This is a genomic window from Pseudomonas sp. GW822-FHT03F08 (assembly GCF_058801265.1).
The window spans coordinates 38,197-53,461 of sequence record NZ_JBXANC010000014.1 but is presented as its reverse complement, the minus strand read 5'-3'; the positions used below and the strand labels follow the sequence as shown (position 1 = coordinate 53,461).

The following is a 15,265-nucleotide window of genomic DNA, read 5'->3' as shown; positions in this document are numbered from 1 at the left end:
TGCTTTTAGTTCTTGTTGGATGTGCTGTGGGGGATGAGCCTAACAACCGACCTCGCCCCTGACACTGTCCAATCTCACCAGAAAAGTTCTCCGATAGCGCCACATGCACTGTTCTTTCAGGCCGGGTAACCGGTGATCCTGCGAATGCTCTGGTACAACGGTTTGAGCTGCCGATACATGCGCAGATAGACGTCCTTGTACAGTCGCTCGTAGACCTGCTGCGCCTCGGGTTGCGGCTGAAACACCGCGCCAACCCGGGTCATCGCCGCAATTGCTGTGGGGAAATCCGCGTGCAACCCAAGCCCCACCGCGCAACAAATCGCCGCGCCAAGACCGGACGCTTCATAGACGTGCGGACGCTCCGCCGGCAGGCCGAAGATGTTCGCCGTCAGTTGCATCGCCGCATCACTTTGCGAGCCACCGCCAGCAACACGTAAACGGGTGACGGAGATCTTCGAGCGCTTCTCGATTTTCTCCATGCCCTGACGCAACGCATACGCCAGACCTTCAAGAATCGCCCGGTAAATGTGCGCACGGGTATGCACGTCGCCGAAGCCGATCATCGCGCCTTTGGCCTCCACACCCGGCTCACGAATCCCCGGCGACCAGTACGGTTGCAGCATCAACCCCATCGAGCCCGGCGGCACCGCATCGACCAGCGCATCGAACAGTTGTTCAGGCTCGATACCCTGCTCCTTGGCCTGCTGCATTTCCCGCAGGCCGAACTCGTTCTTGAACCAGCTGACCATCCAGTAGCCGCGATAAATCATCACCTCGCAGTTGTACTGATCCGGCACCGCCGACGGGTACGGCGGAATCAACGGGACGATTTCCAGATAGCGCGAGCGGGTGCTGGTGATCGTCGCCGTGGTGCCGTAGGACAGGCACACCGTGCCCGAGTCGACGACGCCGGAACCGAGCACTTCACAGGCCTTGTCGGCCCCCGCCGCGATCAGCGGAACGCCTTCGGGAATGCCGGTGTGAAGACTCGCTTCAGCGCTGATGTGGCCGAGGGTTTCACCGGGTTTGTGCAAGGTCGGCAACTGCTCGGGACGCACCGCCAGCGCCTGCCATTTCCAGTCACGCGGCGCGGCCCAGCGCAGACGTTTGAAGTCGAACGGCAGGTAACCGACGCAACATCCCACCGAATCGACGAAGCGCCCGCACAGGCGATGCGTGAGAAACCCCGAGAGCAGCAGAAACTTGTCGGTCGCCGCCCACACGTCAGGCTGATGCCGGGCGATCCAGTTGGCTTCGGCCTGGGTGCGAAAGTAATCCACGGTGGCCTGCGCGCCAGCCAGTTTGAACAGCCAGCCCCACGGTCCCTTGATCCCGCCTTCGACTTCGCTCTGGCGCTGATCGAGCCAGAGAATCGCCGGGCGCAGCGGCTTGCCTTGGGCGTCGACATTGATCACCGTGCCGCGCTGCGTCGTGAGAGAAACCCCGGCAATCTGCGAACGATCGATGCCGGTTTGCGCCCACACCTGCTGGCAGGCCTCGCCCAGTTTCGCCCAGTAATATTCCGGATCCTGCTCGGCCCAGCCCGGCTGCGTCGAGTAATAGGCCTGCAATTCAACCTTGCCCTTGCCGAGCAGGTTGCCCTGCAAATCGAAGAGCAGCGCGCGCACGCTCTGGGTGCCATTGTCGATGGCCAGCAGGTAACGCTTGTTCGGGTGGTTGTCCATGGAACTCTCTTCGAGGGGCATCACTGCGCGATTTCCGGCAGGCCGTGATGGCGTTGCCATAACGCCTGGTAGCGTTGCTGTTCCTGTTGCCAGTGTTCGTCGTTCCAGCCCAGTCGCGGCTGGCAGAGTTGGCGAATGGCCGGGAAATAATCTGCTCCACCATGGGGCAGTAACAGGCCGAGACGGGTTCGGCGCAGCAGCAGGTCATCCAGGTGCAGGACCATTTCCGCTTCGCAGGCGAAGGCCAGTTCTGCCCACAAGGTGTCGGTGGCGCCGACGGTGTCGTGGCCCAGTTCGGCGAGCAGTTGCGCCAGTCTCGGCAAGTCCCGGCCATGTCGCCCGGCCAGACGTCGCCACTGGCCCGGGCTGAGGCCGGGGATTGTCAGTGGCGGCACGGCGGCAAACACCGGCGCGGCATCGTCATCGAAGGAACGGCCGAGCATGTCGGCGCACGCCTTGAGCACTTCGATGGCTTGCGGGCGGAACGTCGTGAGTTTGCCACCGGCCAACGTGACGCAGCCTGGCTCCTGCCACAGCACATGTTCACGGGTTTCGTTCGACGGTTTGTCTTGATGCTCACCCGCCGCACTGCCCACCACCGGGCGCACGCCCGACCAGGTTGAAAGCACATCAGCCGCTGTCACTTCAGCGCCGGGAAACTGCTGTCGGCAGGCGGCCAGCAGATAGTCCAGTTCTTCGCCGCTGATGCTCGCGCTCTGGTCCAGATTCTCGCGATGATCAAGGTCGGTGGTGCCGACCACTGTGGCGCCTTCCCAAGGGAAAACGAACACAGGACGCCGATCCTGCTCGTGCATAAACGTAAAGGCCTGCGCCACCGGCAAGCGCCAGCCCGGCAGCAGCAAATGACTGCCGCGCAACGGACGCAACTGGCGCGGAGCCTCGGGCGGACGCAAGCGTTCGGCCCAGGCGCCGGTAGCCACTGCCAGCACACCACAACGCAATTGAATTGAAGCGCCGGCTTCGCAGTCCTCGACCTGAACCCCGCACACCCGCCCGTTTTCACGCAGCACATGTTCGACACGCATGCCGTTGAGTACCACTGCGCCGTCGGCCCGCGCTTCGCTCAACACGCGCATCACCAACCGTGCGTCATCGGTCAGCGCATCGACAAAACAGGTGCCGCCCAACAGGTCATTTTCTTTCACGCCCGGCGCGAGATAACGCAGTTGCTGCGCGTCATGGAAACGATGGTCGCGCCGCCCCGCCAGTGCGTCATAGATCGACAACAGACCACCCAGCACCCGCGGCCCGGGAAAGCCGCCGCGATAGTGCGGCATCATGAAACTCATCGGTTCCACCAGCCCCGGCGCTTCGTCGAGCAGACGCTGGCGTTCGCGCACCGAATCGCGGGTCAGTCGCCACTGGCCCTTGGCGATATAACGCAAACCGCCATGAACCATTTTCGATGATCGACTGGACGTGCCCCAGGCAAAATCTCGCTGCTCCAGCAGCAGGCAACGCCAGCCACGACGCGCGGCTTCACGCAGGATTCCGGCACCGCTGATGCCGCCGCCGATCACGATCAGGTCCCAGGTTTCACCCGCCAGTGTCGGCAGGACCTGCTGGCGCCATTCGGCGTTCCAGTCCGCGCTCATCGCCGTCACTCCTGCAACAGCGTGCCGGGGTTCAGGCGCCCGGCCGGGTCGAAGTGCCGGCTCAGCGCCTGCAAGGTGTCCATCGCCAGCTCGCCCTTTTCGCGCAGCAGGTACGGCGCGTGATCCTTGCCCACGCCGTGCTGGTGGCTGATGGTGCCGTGGTTGTCGACGATGGTCTGGCTGGCCGCGTGCTTGAGGGCCTTCCAGCGGGCCAGCGTCGCGGGATAGTCCGCCGCCGGGCGAAACACGTAGGTGGTGTAGATGCTCGAGCCTTCGCCGTAGACGTGGGACAGATGCGTGAACACATGCACCCGCTCTCCTTCAGCCGCGAGGGCATCGCGCAGGCTGTTTTCGATCAAGTTGAGCAGGTTGTCGACGTTGCTCCAGTCGGTGGCGGTTTCCAGGGTGTCGACCACGTAACCGGCGTTCCACAGGTTCTCTCGCAGGTAGGGAAAACGGAAGCGGTTCTGCGCCCACTTCTTGCCGAGCAGCGTGCCGGTGAACACCCCGCCGAATGCCTTAAGATGCCGGCGGGCCTGACTCAGGGACAGCGCATTCTGCTTGCGATTGCCGGTCACGCCGAAGGTCAGCAGGCACTTACCTTCCCCCGCTCCGCGCAAACTCAGATACTTTTCCAGCCAGGCGATCTGCTGCGGATGGCCGGCCAGCGCCAACTGGGTTTCGGTCTCCACCGCGTTGGAAAGGCGCAGCATCGACAGCGGCACCCGCGCTTGCGCAAGTTGCTGAATGGCTTGCAGTGCCTTGCTCCAACTGGGCAGAAACACGCCGTAGAAACGCTCATCGGCCGGCAGCGCGCTGACCCGCACTTTGACCTCGGAAATGATCCCGAAACGCCCTTCGCAACCCAGCACCACTTCACGCAGATCCGGGCCAGCCGCCGACGCCGGGAAAGTTGGAATTTGCAGGGGCCCGGCAAAGGTTTCCAGCGTCCCGCCGGCGAACAGTTGTTCGATCCGCCCATAACGCAGCGATTGCTGGCCACTGGAACGACTGGCCACCCAGCCGCCCAGCGTCGACAACTCCCACGACTGCGGGAAATGCCCCAGCGTGTAGCCTCGGGCGCGCAGTTGACTCTCGACCTGCGGCCCACTGGCACCGGGACCGAAAGTCGCCAGCAGGCTTGGTTCATCGAGGTCGAGCAGACGATTCATCCGCGCCAGAGACACCGTCACCACGGGCCGCGCAGAGTCGGGCGGATTGATGTGCCCGGCCACCGACGTGCCGCCGCCGTAGGGAATCAGGCACAGGTCCTGTGCCTGGGCGAGCGCCAGCAACTGGCGGATGTGTTCAGCGGTTTCCGGGAACGCCACGGCGTCGGGATAGTTACCCAACGCCCCTTCGCGCAATGCCAGCCAGTCCGGCAGGCTCTGCCCCCGGGCGTGCAGCAGACGGTCATGGGCATCGATGCTGTACAGCGCGTGCTCCGCCAGCCGCGAGACCGGTACGCGGGCCATCGCCGCTTCAAGCGTCGCATCGGGCAGCGCTCGGCCCTCCCCTAGTCGCTCATGGAGAAAACTTGCGCCCTGGGCCGGCAGTTCGACCACCGTTGTTGCATCTCCCCAGCCGTTCCAGCGTCGCATGCGTGTGTCCTTCTGTGCAGTCTGATCAGTGAGATTTCAGGCCCTCATACTAGTCAGCCGGCCGAAAGTGTCACGGTCGCATCCGGCCAGTTCGAGTAGCCAATTGAGTCAAACGTCGCGCAAGCGTCAGCCATTTACTTTAGTCGTGGATTCAAATTACCTTTCAGGGCGCTCATCCGCCCACGGCGGCCTCGATCAAGGGAATACGGTCATGCAATCGCTCGGCTTCACCTCCGTTCCGCCGCTGCTCAAGTACCTGCGCCATGCCGAACATCTGGGCATGGCCATCGAGCCTGCATTGACGGCGGCCGGGTTGCAGGCGCAGCAGTTGAGCGACAACAGCCTGCGCCTGCCGGGTGAAACCCATGAACGGTTGCTCGATTATTTCTGCGAACACTCGGGCGATCCGCTGTTCGGCCTCAACGCCGCGAATTTCGTGCTGCCCAACTCCTGGAGCGTGCTGGGCTACATCACCATGAACTGCGCGACACTGGGCGACGCCATGAGCCGCATCATGCCGTTCGAAAAACTGGTGGGCGACATGGGTGTGAGCCGCGCCGAGGTTCAGGACAGCCATGTGCACCTGATCTGGAGCTGCCGCTTTGAGCGCCCGCGAATTCGCCGGCATCTGGTGGAAAACGTACTCGGCTCCTGGCTGCAATACGCACGCTGGATCGCCGACACCCAATTGTCGCCGGCCGCCGTGTGGCTGGAGCACTCACGCCCGGCGGACACGACGCTGGAACAGTACGAACAGTTTTTTGAATGCCCGGTGCTATTCGATCAACCGTATTCCGCGCTGATCGTGCCGCTGCCGTATCTGCAGTTGCCGCTGCGTCAGGCCGATGCGCATTTGCTGCGCACCTTGGAAGAACACGCTCAGAGCCTGATGGCGACGCTGGAGGACGCGTCGCTGGAGCAACGGGTCAAAAGCATCCTGCGCCAGTTGCTCAAGGAAGGCCTGCCGCGCAAGGAACAGGTGGCCGAGCATCTCGCCGTGTCCGTGCGCACGCTGCAACGCCAGTTGCATCAGGCCGGCACGTCGTATCAGCAGATCCTCGATGACTTGCGCCAGGAGCTGGCCGAGCATTACCTGTTAAACAGTACGTTGCCGATTCAGGACATCGCCCAGTATCTGGGCTTCACCGAACCGCGCTCGTTTCACCGCACGTTCAAGAGCCGGCGTGGCATGCCGCCCGGTGAGTTTCGGCAGACTCACCGGGTAGCGAACGACAGTTAGAGACTGATCGCGTTGGTGAACACCAGACGGTTGCCGAACGGGTCGGCGATGGTCATGTCCTGGCTGCCCCACGGCATGGCCTGAATGCCAGGATGCGAAAACTTGTAGTTCTTCGCCAGCAGTTGCTGCTGGAAGGCCTCCAGCTCATCGGTCTCGATCCGCAGGGCCGAACCCGGTGTTGCATCGCCGTGATGTTCGGACAGATGCAGCACGCACTCACCGCGCGAGACTTGCAGGTACAACGGGAAGCCGGGTTCGAAACGATGCTGCCAATCGATCTTGAAACCGAGGAAGTCGACATAGAACTCCAAGGCCTTGGCTTCATCGAAAATCCGCAGGATCGGGGTGGTTTTACCGAAGCTCATGGGCATGTTCTCGCGTATGGGATTCGCCCGCCTGAGGCGGGCGTGTCAGGTTCAAACGGCCTGCTCAGCGCACTGTCTTGAGCGTGAGGTCATGGTAGTAGTGGTTGTTCTTGTCGGTACGGGCGAAGAAAAAGTAGCCGTAGTCCTGCAGGTAGTAATACGTATCCACCCGGCCGTACTGATCATTTTTCTGCTGGCAAGAAAGTTCTTTGGCCCCGCCGCTCAGCGTGGCATTGAGTTCATTGGCAGACAGGTCACGAACCACCGTGCATTCATTGCGGCGAGTGATTTCACCAAGCTTGCCGATCACCGAATTGGACGTGCGCAGTTGCATGATGTAACCCAGCTTGCCGTTGACCGGCATGTGCTGCCAGTCACCACTGAAGCTGAGCTCCTCCACGCTGGAGCCGTCTTTCATCGACGACGGCTTGCCCACGCCGAACTCCGTTTGTCTCACCAGCTCGAACAGCCCACGGAAGGTCACGCTGTTGCCCTCGTAGCCGTTGCCCGTCAAGCGCTGGGTCGACTGGCCACTGACAGCGTCGACACCGAGGAAACGTTCCTCGCGCATGTCCTTGGTCGTGGACTCGTAAGTGGACTTGCCTACCACTTCCACGTAGCTCAGAGGCTTGCTGACCGGGGTCATGTTCAGGTTCTTGATCGCGGAAAGTACCTTGTCGGATACCATCGGCAAAGTCGTCGGCTGGGTCTTCTTGGCACGGGGTACGAACACCGGCAACTGCGCGATGGATTGCGGCTTCTCACAGGCCAGTTTGAACAGCATCTCGTAGTCGTCGTTGCTTCCGGCAATTGGCTGGGCGGCCAGCGAAGTGCGGTCCTGGCCGTCGGTCACGGTGTTGTCGACATTGAGGTCATACCCCCCGATCGGACGGAACACCTGTTTGGAACAGTTGACGGCATAGTGCTCACGCTTTTGTGCATAAGGCGCGTTGTAGGGCATATCGAACGCTACATACGGATTGTCGTACGCGGCCCAGAACTTCAACTCATTGCCTTCGGTCTTGAGGCTGTTGCGGTCGATCATCACCCATTGCTGTTCGCCACTGCCCTTGACCACACGCCAGTCCGCCTGTGGCGTCTGCGCGCAGGCACGAATGAAATCAGGGTGACGCTTGAACGTCGGATACGCCGACGCAGGAATCGGCAAGCCCACGCTGTACTCGCGGCCATTGCCCCCCAGATAGCGACGCACGGAACTGGTCAGGTACAGAAGGCTGCCGCGATCCGCCGTGCAAGAGGCTTCAAGTTGCGCGAGGATCCCTGATCCCGCTTGAGCGTTGCCTGTGTCGCTGGTTTGAAAGCTCAAGACATCGCCTTCGCGAATGATCGAGTCCTGCACGATCGGACGCATCAGGATGCCCCCTGTTTCAGCCTGGGAGGCGGCGGTTCTGGCTTGCGGGGTGACGGCGCAGCCAGTCAACAGGGTGACGGCTACGAGCAAACTGACGCGATACATGAAACTCCCTGGGCGACGTACGCCAAATCCACTGGATGTCAGCAATTCGGCTTGGTCGAGGGAATCTTTAGTCTCAATGTGCCATCACACTATCAATCCAGCTTCCCTGCCCTCACAACGCGCGCGCGAATCCCGCGCGCAAATCCCCTTGTCTGGCAAGGAATCGGCCTTCACGCCGACCGCTGGCCTGTCCGTCGCGATAACTCAACACGCCATTGATCCACACACCATCGATGCCTTGCGCCGGTCGTTGCGGATCGCTGAAATCAGCCACGTCACGTACGGTTGCGGGGTCGAACAACACCAGATCGGCCCAATAGCCTTCCCGGATCTCGCCTCTTTCCTTCAAGCCAAAGCGCGCCGCCGAAAGACCGGTCATCTTGTGCACGGCGGTGTGCAGCGGAAACAGCCCGACATCGCGACTGAAATGGCCGAGCACCCGAGGGAAAGCGCCCCACAGGCGCGGGTGCGGGAACGGGTCTTCCGGCAGGCCGTCGGAGCCAACCATCGTCAGCGGATGGGCGAGGATCCGGCGCACGTCGTTCTCGTCCATGCCGTAATACACCGCGCCCGCCGGTTGCAGGCGTTTGGCGGCATCGAGCAGTGGCATCGTCCATTCGGCAGCAATGGCGGTCAGGTCGCGACCGCTGACTTCCGGGTGTGGCGTCGACCAGGTAATAGTGATGCGGTGGGCGTCAGTGACCTGCTTCAGATCCAGCGTCGAAGAACTCGCCGCATACGGGTAGCAATCACAGCCGACCGGGTGGGTTTTCGCCGCTTCTTCCAGCGACGCGAGCAACTGCGGACTGCGCCCCCAGTTACCTACGCCGGCACACTTGAGGTGGGAAACGATCACCGGCGAACGGGCGTGGCGGCCGATGCGAAAGGCTTCGTCCATGGCCTCCAGCACCGGTTCGAACTCACTGCGCAGATGGGTGGTGTACACGGCGCCGAACGCGTTCAATTCTTCAGTCAGCTGCATGACTTCATCGGTGGATGCCGAAAACGCACTGGCGTAGGCCAGACCTGTGGATAAACCAAGGGCGCCCGCCTCCAGGCTTTCACGCAACTGCTCGCGCATCGCGGCGATTTCATCGTCAGTCGCCGTGCGAAACAGATCATCGAGGTGATTGCTGCGCAGCGCCGTGTGCCCGACCAGTGCCGCGACGTTCAGCGTGGTGTTGGCCGCTTCGACCGCCGCGCGGTAATCGCTGAAACGTGGATAGACGAATGCGGCGGCAGTGCCGAGCAGGTTCATTGGATCCGGTGGATCGCCCTTGAGACTGACCGGCGCGGCGCTGATGCCGCAGTTGCCGACAATCACCGTGGTCACGCCCTGGCTGAGCTTGGGCAGCATCTGCGGCTGGCGGATCACCACGGTGTCGTCGTGGGTGTGCACGTCGATGAAGCCCGGCGCCAGCACTCGACCGGCGGCGTCGATTTCATCGGTGGCGCTCACATCGCGCAAGTCACCGATGCGCGCGATGCGGCCATCGAGGATTGCCACGTCAGCGGTATAGCCGGGGCTGTTGCTGCCGTCGATGACCAGGGCGTTGCGAATCAGTGTGTCGTACAGCATGTCAGTCTCCGGCGGCAGCTCGGCGTCAGTGTCTGCCTTTGATCAAATGGTGATCGAATCCTTGTTCGATCAGGTAGCGCCAGGCTACCTCGACTTCCTCGGGAATCACCTGCTCGACCTGAAAGCCCAGCGAAGGGTAAACCATGATCCGGTGCACATCCCCGACCATTTCGTCGATCAGCCCCAGAACCCCGATCAAGTTGCTGACCTCCCCCGGAAAACTGAAGGACGGCGCATCCACCCAGGCCTCAAGCCCTGGCCATTGAACGGGCAAGGTCAACGCCACGCGCCGGATCGAATTCGGCTTGGTCAGGAACGTCGCCCGGCGCACGTCCGGGAACAACGCTCGGGCAAATGCGATGTTCTCGGCGAAGTTAGTGGCACGGGATTCGAGGGTGAACTGATCCGCCGAAACACCTTGAATCATGGCCCGTTGCGCAAAAATATCCGCTTCGGTCCGTTCCCACAAATGCTTCGTCCAGTTACCAGTGTTGCCGGTAAACAACAGATGCGGGGCGACGCCTTTTTTCAGCAACTGACAGGCGTAATCGCAGACTCGAAGGTCGTAGGAGCCGCACACCACGATCAGCTCACAATCGCTGTGTTGGCGCCCCGCCCCCAGGAAATTCCACAGGACGGTCGCGTGTCGCAAGGTCGGTGTCATGAGCGTGCGAACCTCTGGGCAAGCTGCCCGCTGATAAACAACCCACCGTCGGCATAGAGGTGTGTATCCACCCCGCCCTGCGAGACCGGGAGCGCCGTGAAATCCGCGTACGTCCGCAGTGCCCCATGAGTGGTCAGCGTCGGATCGTCGCCGATACCGATGCACAGCGCGCCGCTGCTGACCGCCGACTGCACGCCGCTGACGGAATCTTCGAAGACCAGGCATTCATCGCTCTGACGCTCCAGTCGGGCGGCGGCCAGGCGATAAGGATCGGGAGCCGGTTTGCCACTGCGCACATCGTCGCGGCAGATGATGCAGTCGAAAACCGACGTCAGGTCGTGTTGCTGCAAAACGTGGTCGACTCGCGCTCGCCAACTGCTGGTCACCAGCGCCAGCGGCACGCGCCCATTCAATTGGGCGATGAACGCAGCGACGCCCGGCACCAGCGGACAGATCGAAACCTCTTCGATGGCGTCGACTTCTTGCTTGATGGCCACGCGCGTCTGTTCGTCGAACTGACCAAACAGGGCCTGCAGGGTGTAACCGCCCGGGCGACCGTGAATGTGATCGTCGATGAACGCCTGATCGACGGCAACACCGTAGTTGCGCGCCACCGTGGTCCAGGCGAACTCGATGACCTCGCGAGACTGGATAAGCACGCCGTCCATATCAAAGCAGACGGCTGTAAACGTTCGTTGTGGCATCGGTTGCACTTCGCATTTTCTGGTGAGCAATGAATGCCAGCACGGTTCCCATCAGGGCAAACAGCGCCATGACATACCAGGACCATTGTGGCTGCGTCTCGTACAGATACCCGGCAAAGGGTGTGGCCAGCCCCATGGGCAAGGCAACCGCCAGCGAGTAATAGACACCCTGGGTAAACACCTGGATATCTGGCGGGGCGTGATCGCGAATGCAGCGCATGATCGCCGAGTGATACGCCGCGAAACTCAAGGCGTGCAGGCATTGCCCCAGCAGGATCACCGGCACCGCATCGCTGTCGGAAAACAACGCCCAGCGCGCCGCCGCACAGACACTGGAAAACATCACGATGGACAACGGCGAACAGAACGACAGGACTTTGTTGGAGAACGCGAAATAAGTGATTTCCGCGATCACCGCCACTGACCAGAACACCCCGATGGCGGTTGAAGAGTAGCCCTTCACGCCCCAGCCGATCGACGCCGTGGAAAAGTACAGGGTGTGACTCAGTTGAATGAAGCTGGCCGCCGCAATCGCGACCAACAGACTTTTTTGCGCGAACAGCGCTTTCCAGTCCGGTCGTTCAAGGGTGCGACTGACCGGTTCCAGATGGGCACGGGAGACCTGACGCTTCAGCCACAGGCATGCCAGTGCGGTGAGCAACATGCACGCGGCAATCACCACCGGCACCCATGACTGGCTGTACTGCGCAAACAACAGGCCGCCGAGGGTCGAAGTCAGGATAAACGCTGAAGAGCCCACCGCACGGACCCAGCCGTAGTTCTGCAGGGCTTGCTTGTCACGCTTGAGCAGATAGGACTCGGACAGCGGCAACACCACCATCCACAGCCCGCCGAACAGGATGCTCAGGCACACGAATCCCCACAGGTGCACCGGCATGAAATAGAACAGCAACGTACACAACGCTGCGGAGAAACCGAGAAAAGCCGCGAGCCGCAATTGGTCCACGCGCCAGTCGGCCACGTAAGTGATCAACACTCCGGTCACGACTTGGGGCCAATAGACCGCCGCGATCAGCAGGCCAATCTGACTGGCGCTGAAACCCAGCGAATTCAGCCAGGTCGGCCAGAACGGATAGATGATCCCTTCTGCCGCAAAGAACCCGAAAAAGATCAGATACATGGGTCAACCATACGCTCGATGCTCCTGAGCAGGGCTCCAGCGGAGCCCTGTAACCATCCATCCATTATTCGAAGCGTTGTTGGGTGAAGCTGTTTTTGCCTTTGCGCCAGACAATCAGTGATTCACTCATCACCACCAGATCGACCATCCCTTCTTTCAACGCATCCAGCGCATCCTGAGGCGAACACACGATCGGTTCTTCGTGCCGGTTGAACGAGGTATTGATCAACGCTGCCTGACCGGTCCGCTCATGCCAGGCATTCAACAGCCGATGCATGAATGGATCACGCTCCGGGCGAATGATCTGCGGCCGCGCCGTGCCGTCGATGTGCACCACCGCCGGACTGGCCTCGCTGAACTGCGGATGACAATCGTAGGTCATGGTCATGGTGTCTGCCGCCACTTGATCCTCGTCCCAGCCGATGTAACAGGCCGCTGCCTGTTCAATGGCGGTGACCGGGCCGAACGGCATGAACTCGGTGCGGTGCATGCGTTTGTTCAGCCAGTCGTTCACTTCGCCATCCTGCGCGTGATAGACGATGCTGCGGTTGCACAGTGAGCGCGGGCCGAACTCCATCTTGCCCTTGAACATGCCCAGCACCTGGTTTTCCATCAGTGCGTCGGTCAGCACGTCGATGATGTTCGACGGTGTGTGATAACCGAGTTCAGGGTAGTCGCGATGGATCAGGTTGATGTTCTGCGAAACGCTGCGCGATTCCGGCCCGAGGGTCATCGCCGGGTTCGTGAAGCGTGTGCCGTTCTCCAGGTACGCCGCTCCGACGGCCGCCGCCAGTGCCAGCCCGCCATCGCCCATGCACGGCAGCACATAGACGTTTTGCACGCCGGGAATCTCGCGTAGGCGCTGGTTGAGTTTGACGTTGCCAAACACACCGCCGGCCAGGCACAGGTTGGTACTGCCGCGTTGTTCCAGGTGATGTTTGACGATCGCCACCAGCAAGTCTTCGGAGTGGCGCTGCACGGCGGCGGCGATATCCTCGGGGGTTTCCCGGGAGAAAAGGGTTTCCAGTGATTCGCTGTAGTGGTTGTAGGACGGCACGAACAGGTCGCCGCAACGGGCCTTGATGCGCCCGTCTTCAAAACGGATCATCTGCTGCATCACCCCCAGCAACTTCTGCGGATCACCAAAAGCGGCCAGTCCCGTGACCTTGCCTTCATGCCGGTTCGGTTTGTAGCCCAGCAAATGAGTGATCCGGCCGTAGAAGTAACCCAGGCTGTCGATGCTGGTTTCGCGTTGCAAAACCGTGGTTTCGGTCGGGCTGTACCAGGTCACGGTCAGCGACTGGAAGTCGCCGCGCCCGTCACAGGTCAGGGTCAAGGCCTCATCGAACGGCGAGCAGACATAAGCACCAAGGGCATGGCATTCATGGTGATCGATGTAATACGCCTTGCCGGCCAGGCCATTGGCGACAATGTATTGATCGAATTCGGCGCGCTTCTCTCTGTCGTTTCGGACTTCATCGGTAACACGCTGGCGGAACTGCGCCAGGCCTTCGGGGTTGTTCCGGACTTCCTCGACGATTCGGTCGAAATACAACTCAAGGTGTTTATCGGCGTTGAAACCGGCATTCCATCCGTAAGCCACGTAGTCGATATCTTCCAGTGACACGCCAGCCTGGCTCAACACAAACTCGATGGACTTGGCGGGCCAGATCTTGTGATCCTTGATGCGGGTGAAACGCTCTTCGCTGACTGCCGAGAGAATCTGACCATCGCGTACCAGGCAAGCGCCCGACAAATCGTTATTGGTAATGCCCAAAATGACCATAACTACTCCTTGTTCTTGCCAATTTCGCGGATGAGTGTGCCCACGACCGAAGAGCGCAATGCTCCGGCCAAGGCGCGTGGCGCCGTGTCATGAACCGTGAGGAGGCGAAATCATCTGGTTCGCCCGGGATATGCCTTTACGTGCAGGCAGCAGAGGTGCGTATTGCCATCGCAAATTCCTTTTTGCAGAAAAATTCCACGGGCGTTACCCACCGACCTGGCCTCATGGCCAGACAACCAGTGGGTGCCCGCTATCCTACAAACCGGCCAGCTGTGTTGGCCATGCCTGTGCGGGGATCAGGCTAGTAGGAAATTTCTGAACGTTTCGATGAGCCTCGGCATCCTGTCCGTCTTTTCCGGGGCATAAAAAAACCTGTGGGAGCCGGATGGCTCCCACAGGTTCAAGTGTGGTGTGTGGACTCACACCATTTCGTTGCGAATCCACTCGACCACTGACGTGCGCTTCGGTACCCAGCCCAGCAGCTCACGGGCGTGTTTGCCGCGTACCCGGCTGTTGGAGCCCAGGCCGTAGTTGGCCATTTCGTAGCCCCACTCTGCTTCGGCGTCTTTCAGCGGCCAGTCTTGTGGCTGGCCCAGATTCAGGGCTTCGGCCATGGCGGTGGTCATGTCGATGAACGACGCTTCGCCGCTTTCGACGAAGTAGAACGTGCCCGGGACGTTTTTGGTCAGCGCCAGCAGGTACAGAGACACCACGTCTTCGATGTGCACGTTGGACCAGATGTTCTGGCCAGTGCCGACGTGACGCACCACGCCGCTTTTGCGCGCCTGTTTCAGCAGGCGCGGCAGTTGCACGCTGTCGCGATGGACGCCCAGGCTGTGGCCGTAGATCAGGGTGTTGCAGATGACGGCCGAGTTCACGCCGTCCTTCGCTGCCGCGAGGATCAGGTTGTCGATGGCCACGCGTGCGGCTTTGTCGACAGTCGGCTCCGGCAGGTTGTCTTCGAAGTAGATGACATCGCTGGATTTGCCGCCCGACGCATCGCCGACGATGCTCGAACCGCTGGTGTGCAGGAACACTTTGTTCGAGCCGCGCAGGGCATCGAGCAAGGCTTCGACCGCGCCGCGATGGTCGCTGCTGGCGGCGTTGATCACAGCGTCAGCGGCGCGGGCCTGTTCGGCCAGCAGCGCGTTGTCGTCGAGGGTGCCGATCACCGGGGTAATGCCCAGTGCTTTCAGCTCATCGGCCTGTTCGGCACTGCGTACAAGACCGGTGACGGTGTGCCCGGCCTTGACCAGACCGGTAGCGATGGAGCCGCCGATAAAACCGGCAGCGCCGGTGACGAATACGTTCATGGAGAAACTCCCTGCGTGAATAAGTGATGCAACGAGTATCGACCGGCGAGTCCGGTGGAAAAACCCGCCCTCAGCCAATTCACTCTTGCGCAGG

General features: G+C 61.2%; 12 protein-coding genes. 1 reads left to right on the top strand and 11 read right to left on the bottom strand.

What is annotated here, in order from left to right:
• Nucleotides 1-116 precede the first annotated feature (116 nt).
• The 3 genes from AC1RME_RS27620 to AC1RME_RS27610 are packed head-to-tail and all read right to left on the bottom strand — an operon-like array spanning nt 117 to nt 4,902.
• The gene (locus tag AC1RME_RS27620) at nt 117-1,685 is read right to left on the bottom strand and encodes an FGGY-family carbohydrate kinase (RefSeq protein WP_096819322.1); all 1,569 of its coding nucleotides are present in this window, start codon (nt 1,683-1,685) and stop codon (nt 117-119) included.
• A 20-nt stretch (nt 1,686-1,705) separates the two neighbouring features.
• On the bottom strand, nt 1,706-3,301 hold the full coding sequence (locus AC1RME_RS27615; RefSeq protein WP_096818755.1) for a glycerol-3-phosphate dehydrogenase/oxidase: 1,596 nt from the start codon (nt 3,299-3,301) through the stop codon (nt 1,706-1,708).
• Nucleotides 3,302-3,306: 5 nt separating this feature from the next.
• Nucleotides 3,307-4,902 carry an FAD-binding oxidoreductase gene (locus AC1RME_RS27610; RefSeq protein WP_096818752.1) on the bottom strand — a complete coding sequence of 532 codons (1,596 nt, stop codon included), beginning with the start codon at nt 4,900-4,902 and terminating at the stop codon, nt 3,307-3,309.
• Between the two features lie 211 nt (nt 4,903-5,113).
• Here AC1RME_RS27610 and gliR point away from each other — a divergent pair, with 211 nt between their 5' ends.
• Nucleotides 5,114-6,142, top strand: coding sequence for an AraC family transcriptional regulator GliR (gene gliR, locus AC1RME_RS27605; protein WP_096818750.1), 1,029 nt, complete (start codon nt 5,114-5,116; stop codon nt 6,140-6,142).
• Here gliR and AC1RME_RS27600 read toward each other — a convergent pair.
• From AC1RME_RS27600 to AC1RME_RS27565, 8 genes are all read right to left on the bottom strand, one after another.
• Nucleotides 6,139-6,507 (bottom strand): glyoxalase superfamily protein, encoded by a 369-nt coding sequence (locus AC1RME_RS27600; RefSeq protein WP_085734057.1) that lies wholly within the window; start codon nt 6,505-6,507, stop codon nt 6,139-6,141. The genes gliR and AC1RME_RS27600 overlap by 4 nt on opposite strands.
• 64 nt (nt 6,508-6,571) lie before the next feature.
• Entirely contained in the window at nt 6,572-7,984 is a 1,413-nt protein-coding gene (locus tag AC1RME_RS27595) for a hypothetical protein (protein ID WP_096818747.1), read from the bottom strand.
• A gap of 112 nt (nt 7,985-8,096) precedes the next feature.
• Nucleotides 8,097-9,563, bottom strand: coding sequence for an N-acyl-D-amino-acid deacylase family protein (locus AC1RME_RS27590; protein ID WP_096818744.1), 1,467 nt, complete (start codon nt 9,561-9,563; stop codon nt 8,097-8,099).
• Nucleotides 9,564-9,588: 25 nt separating this feature from the next.
• Nucleotides 9,589-10,227, bottom strand: a complete 639-nt coding sequence (locus AC1RME_RS27585; RefSeq protein ID WP_096818741.1) for a YdcF family protein — start codon at nt 10,225-10,227, stop codon at nt 9,589-9,591.
• Nucleotides 10,224-10,895: an HAD family hydrolase gene (locus tag AC1RME_RS27580; protein WP_255261899.1), complete on the bottom strand. Its 672-nt coding sequence runs from the start codon at nt 10,893-10,895 to the stop codon at nt 10,224-10,226. The genes AC1RME_RS27585 and AC1RME_RS27580 overlap by 4 nt, the downstream gene beginning before the upstream one ends.
• A 1-nt stretch (nt 10,896) precedes the next feature.
• Nucleotides 10,897-12,072, bottom strand: a complete 1,176-nt coding sequence (locus AC1RME_RS27575; RefSeq protein WP_096818735.1) for an MFS transporter — start codon at nt 12,070-12,072, stop codon at nt 10,897-10,899.
• Between the two features lie 64 nt (nt 12,073-12,136).
• Nucleotides 12,137-13,858 carry a carbamoyltransferase family protein gene (locus AC1RME_RS27570; protein ID WP_493092007.1) on the bottom strand — a complete coding sequence of 574 codons (1,722 nt, stop codon included), beginning with the start codon at nt 13,856-13,858 and terminating at the stop codon, nt 12,137-12,139.
• A gap of 419 nt (nt 13,859-14,277) precedes the next feature.
• Nucleotides 14,278-15,171: an NAD-dependent epimerase/dehydratase family protein gene (locus tag AC1RME_RS27565; protein WP_096818729.1), complete on the bottom strand. Its 894-nt coding sequence runs from the start codon at nt 15,169-15,171 to the stop codon at nt 14,278-14,280.
• Nucleotides 15,172-15,265: the final 94 nt, after the last annotated feature.

Coding starts and splice junctions, on each gene's coding strand:
- AC1RME_RS27620 (WP_096819322.1), bottom strand. CDS start 1,685: ATGGACAACCACCCGAACAAGCGTTACCTGCTGGCCATCGACAATGGC.
- AC1RME_RS27615 (WP_096818755.1), bottom strand. CDS start 3,301: ATGAGCGCGGACTGGAACGCCGAATGGCGCCAGCAGGTCCTGCCGACA.
- AC1RME_RS27610 (WP_096818752.1), bottom strand. CDS start 4,902: ATGCGACGCTGGAACGGCTGGGGAGATGCAACAACGGTGGTCGAACTG.
- gliR (WP_096818750.1), top strand. CDS start 5,114: ATGCAATCGCTCGGCTTCACCTCCGTTCCGCCGCTGCTCAAGTACCTG.
- AC1RME_RS27600 (WP_085734057.1), bottom strand. CDS start 6,507: ATGAGCTTCGGTAAAACCACCCCGATCCTGCGGATTTTCGATGAAGCC.
- AC1RME_RS27595 (WP_096818747.1), bottom strand. CDS start 7,984: ATGTATCGCGTCAGTTTGCTCGTAGCCGTCACCCTGTTGACTGGCTGC.
- AC1RME_RS27590 (WP_096818744.1), bottom strand. CDS start 9,563: ATGCTGTACGACACACTGATTCGCAACGCCCTGGTCATCGACGGCAGC.
- AC1RME_RS27585 (WP_096818741.1), bottom strand. CDS start 10,227: ATGACACCGACCTTGCGACACGCGACCGTCCTGTGGAATTTCCTGGGG.
- AC1RME_RS27580 (WP_255261899.1), bottom strand. CDS start 10,895: ATGGACGGCGTGCTTATCCAGTCTCGCGAGGTCATCGAGTTCGCCTGG.
- AC1RME_RS27575 (WP_096818735.1), bottom strand. CDS start 12,072: ATGTATCTGATCTTTTTCGGGTTCTTTGCGGCAGAAGGGATCATCTAT.
- AC1RME_RS27570 (WP_493092007.1), bottom strand. CDS start 13,858: ATGGTCATTTTGGGCATTACCAATAACGATTTGTCGGGCGCTTGCCTG.
- AC1RME_RS27565 (WP_096818729.1), bottom strand. CDS start 15,171: ATGAACGTATTCGTCACCGGCGCTGCCGGTTTTATCGGCGGCTCCATC.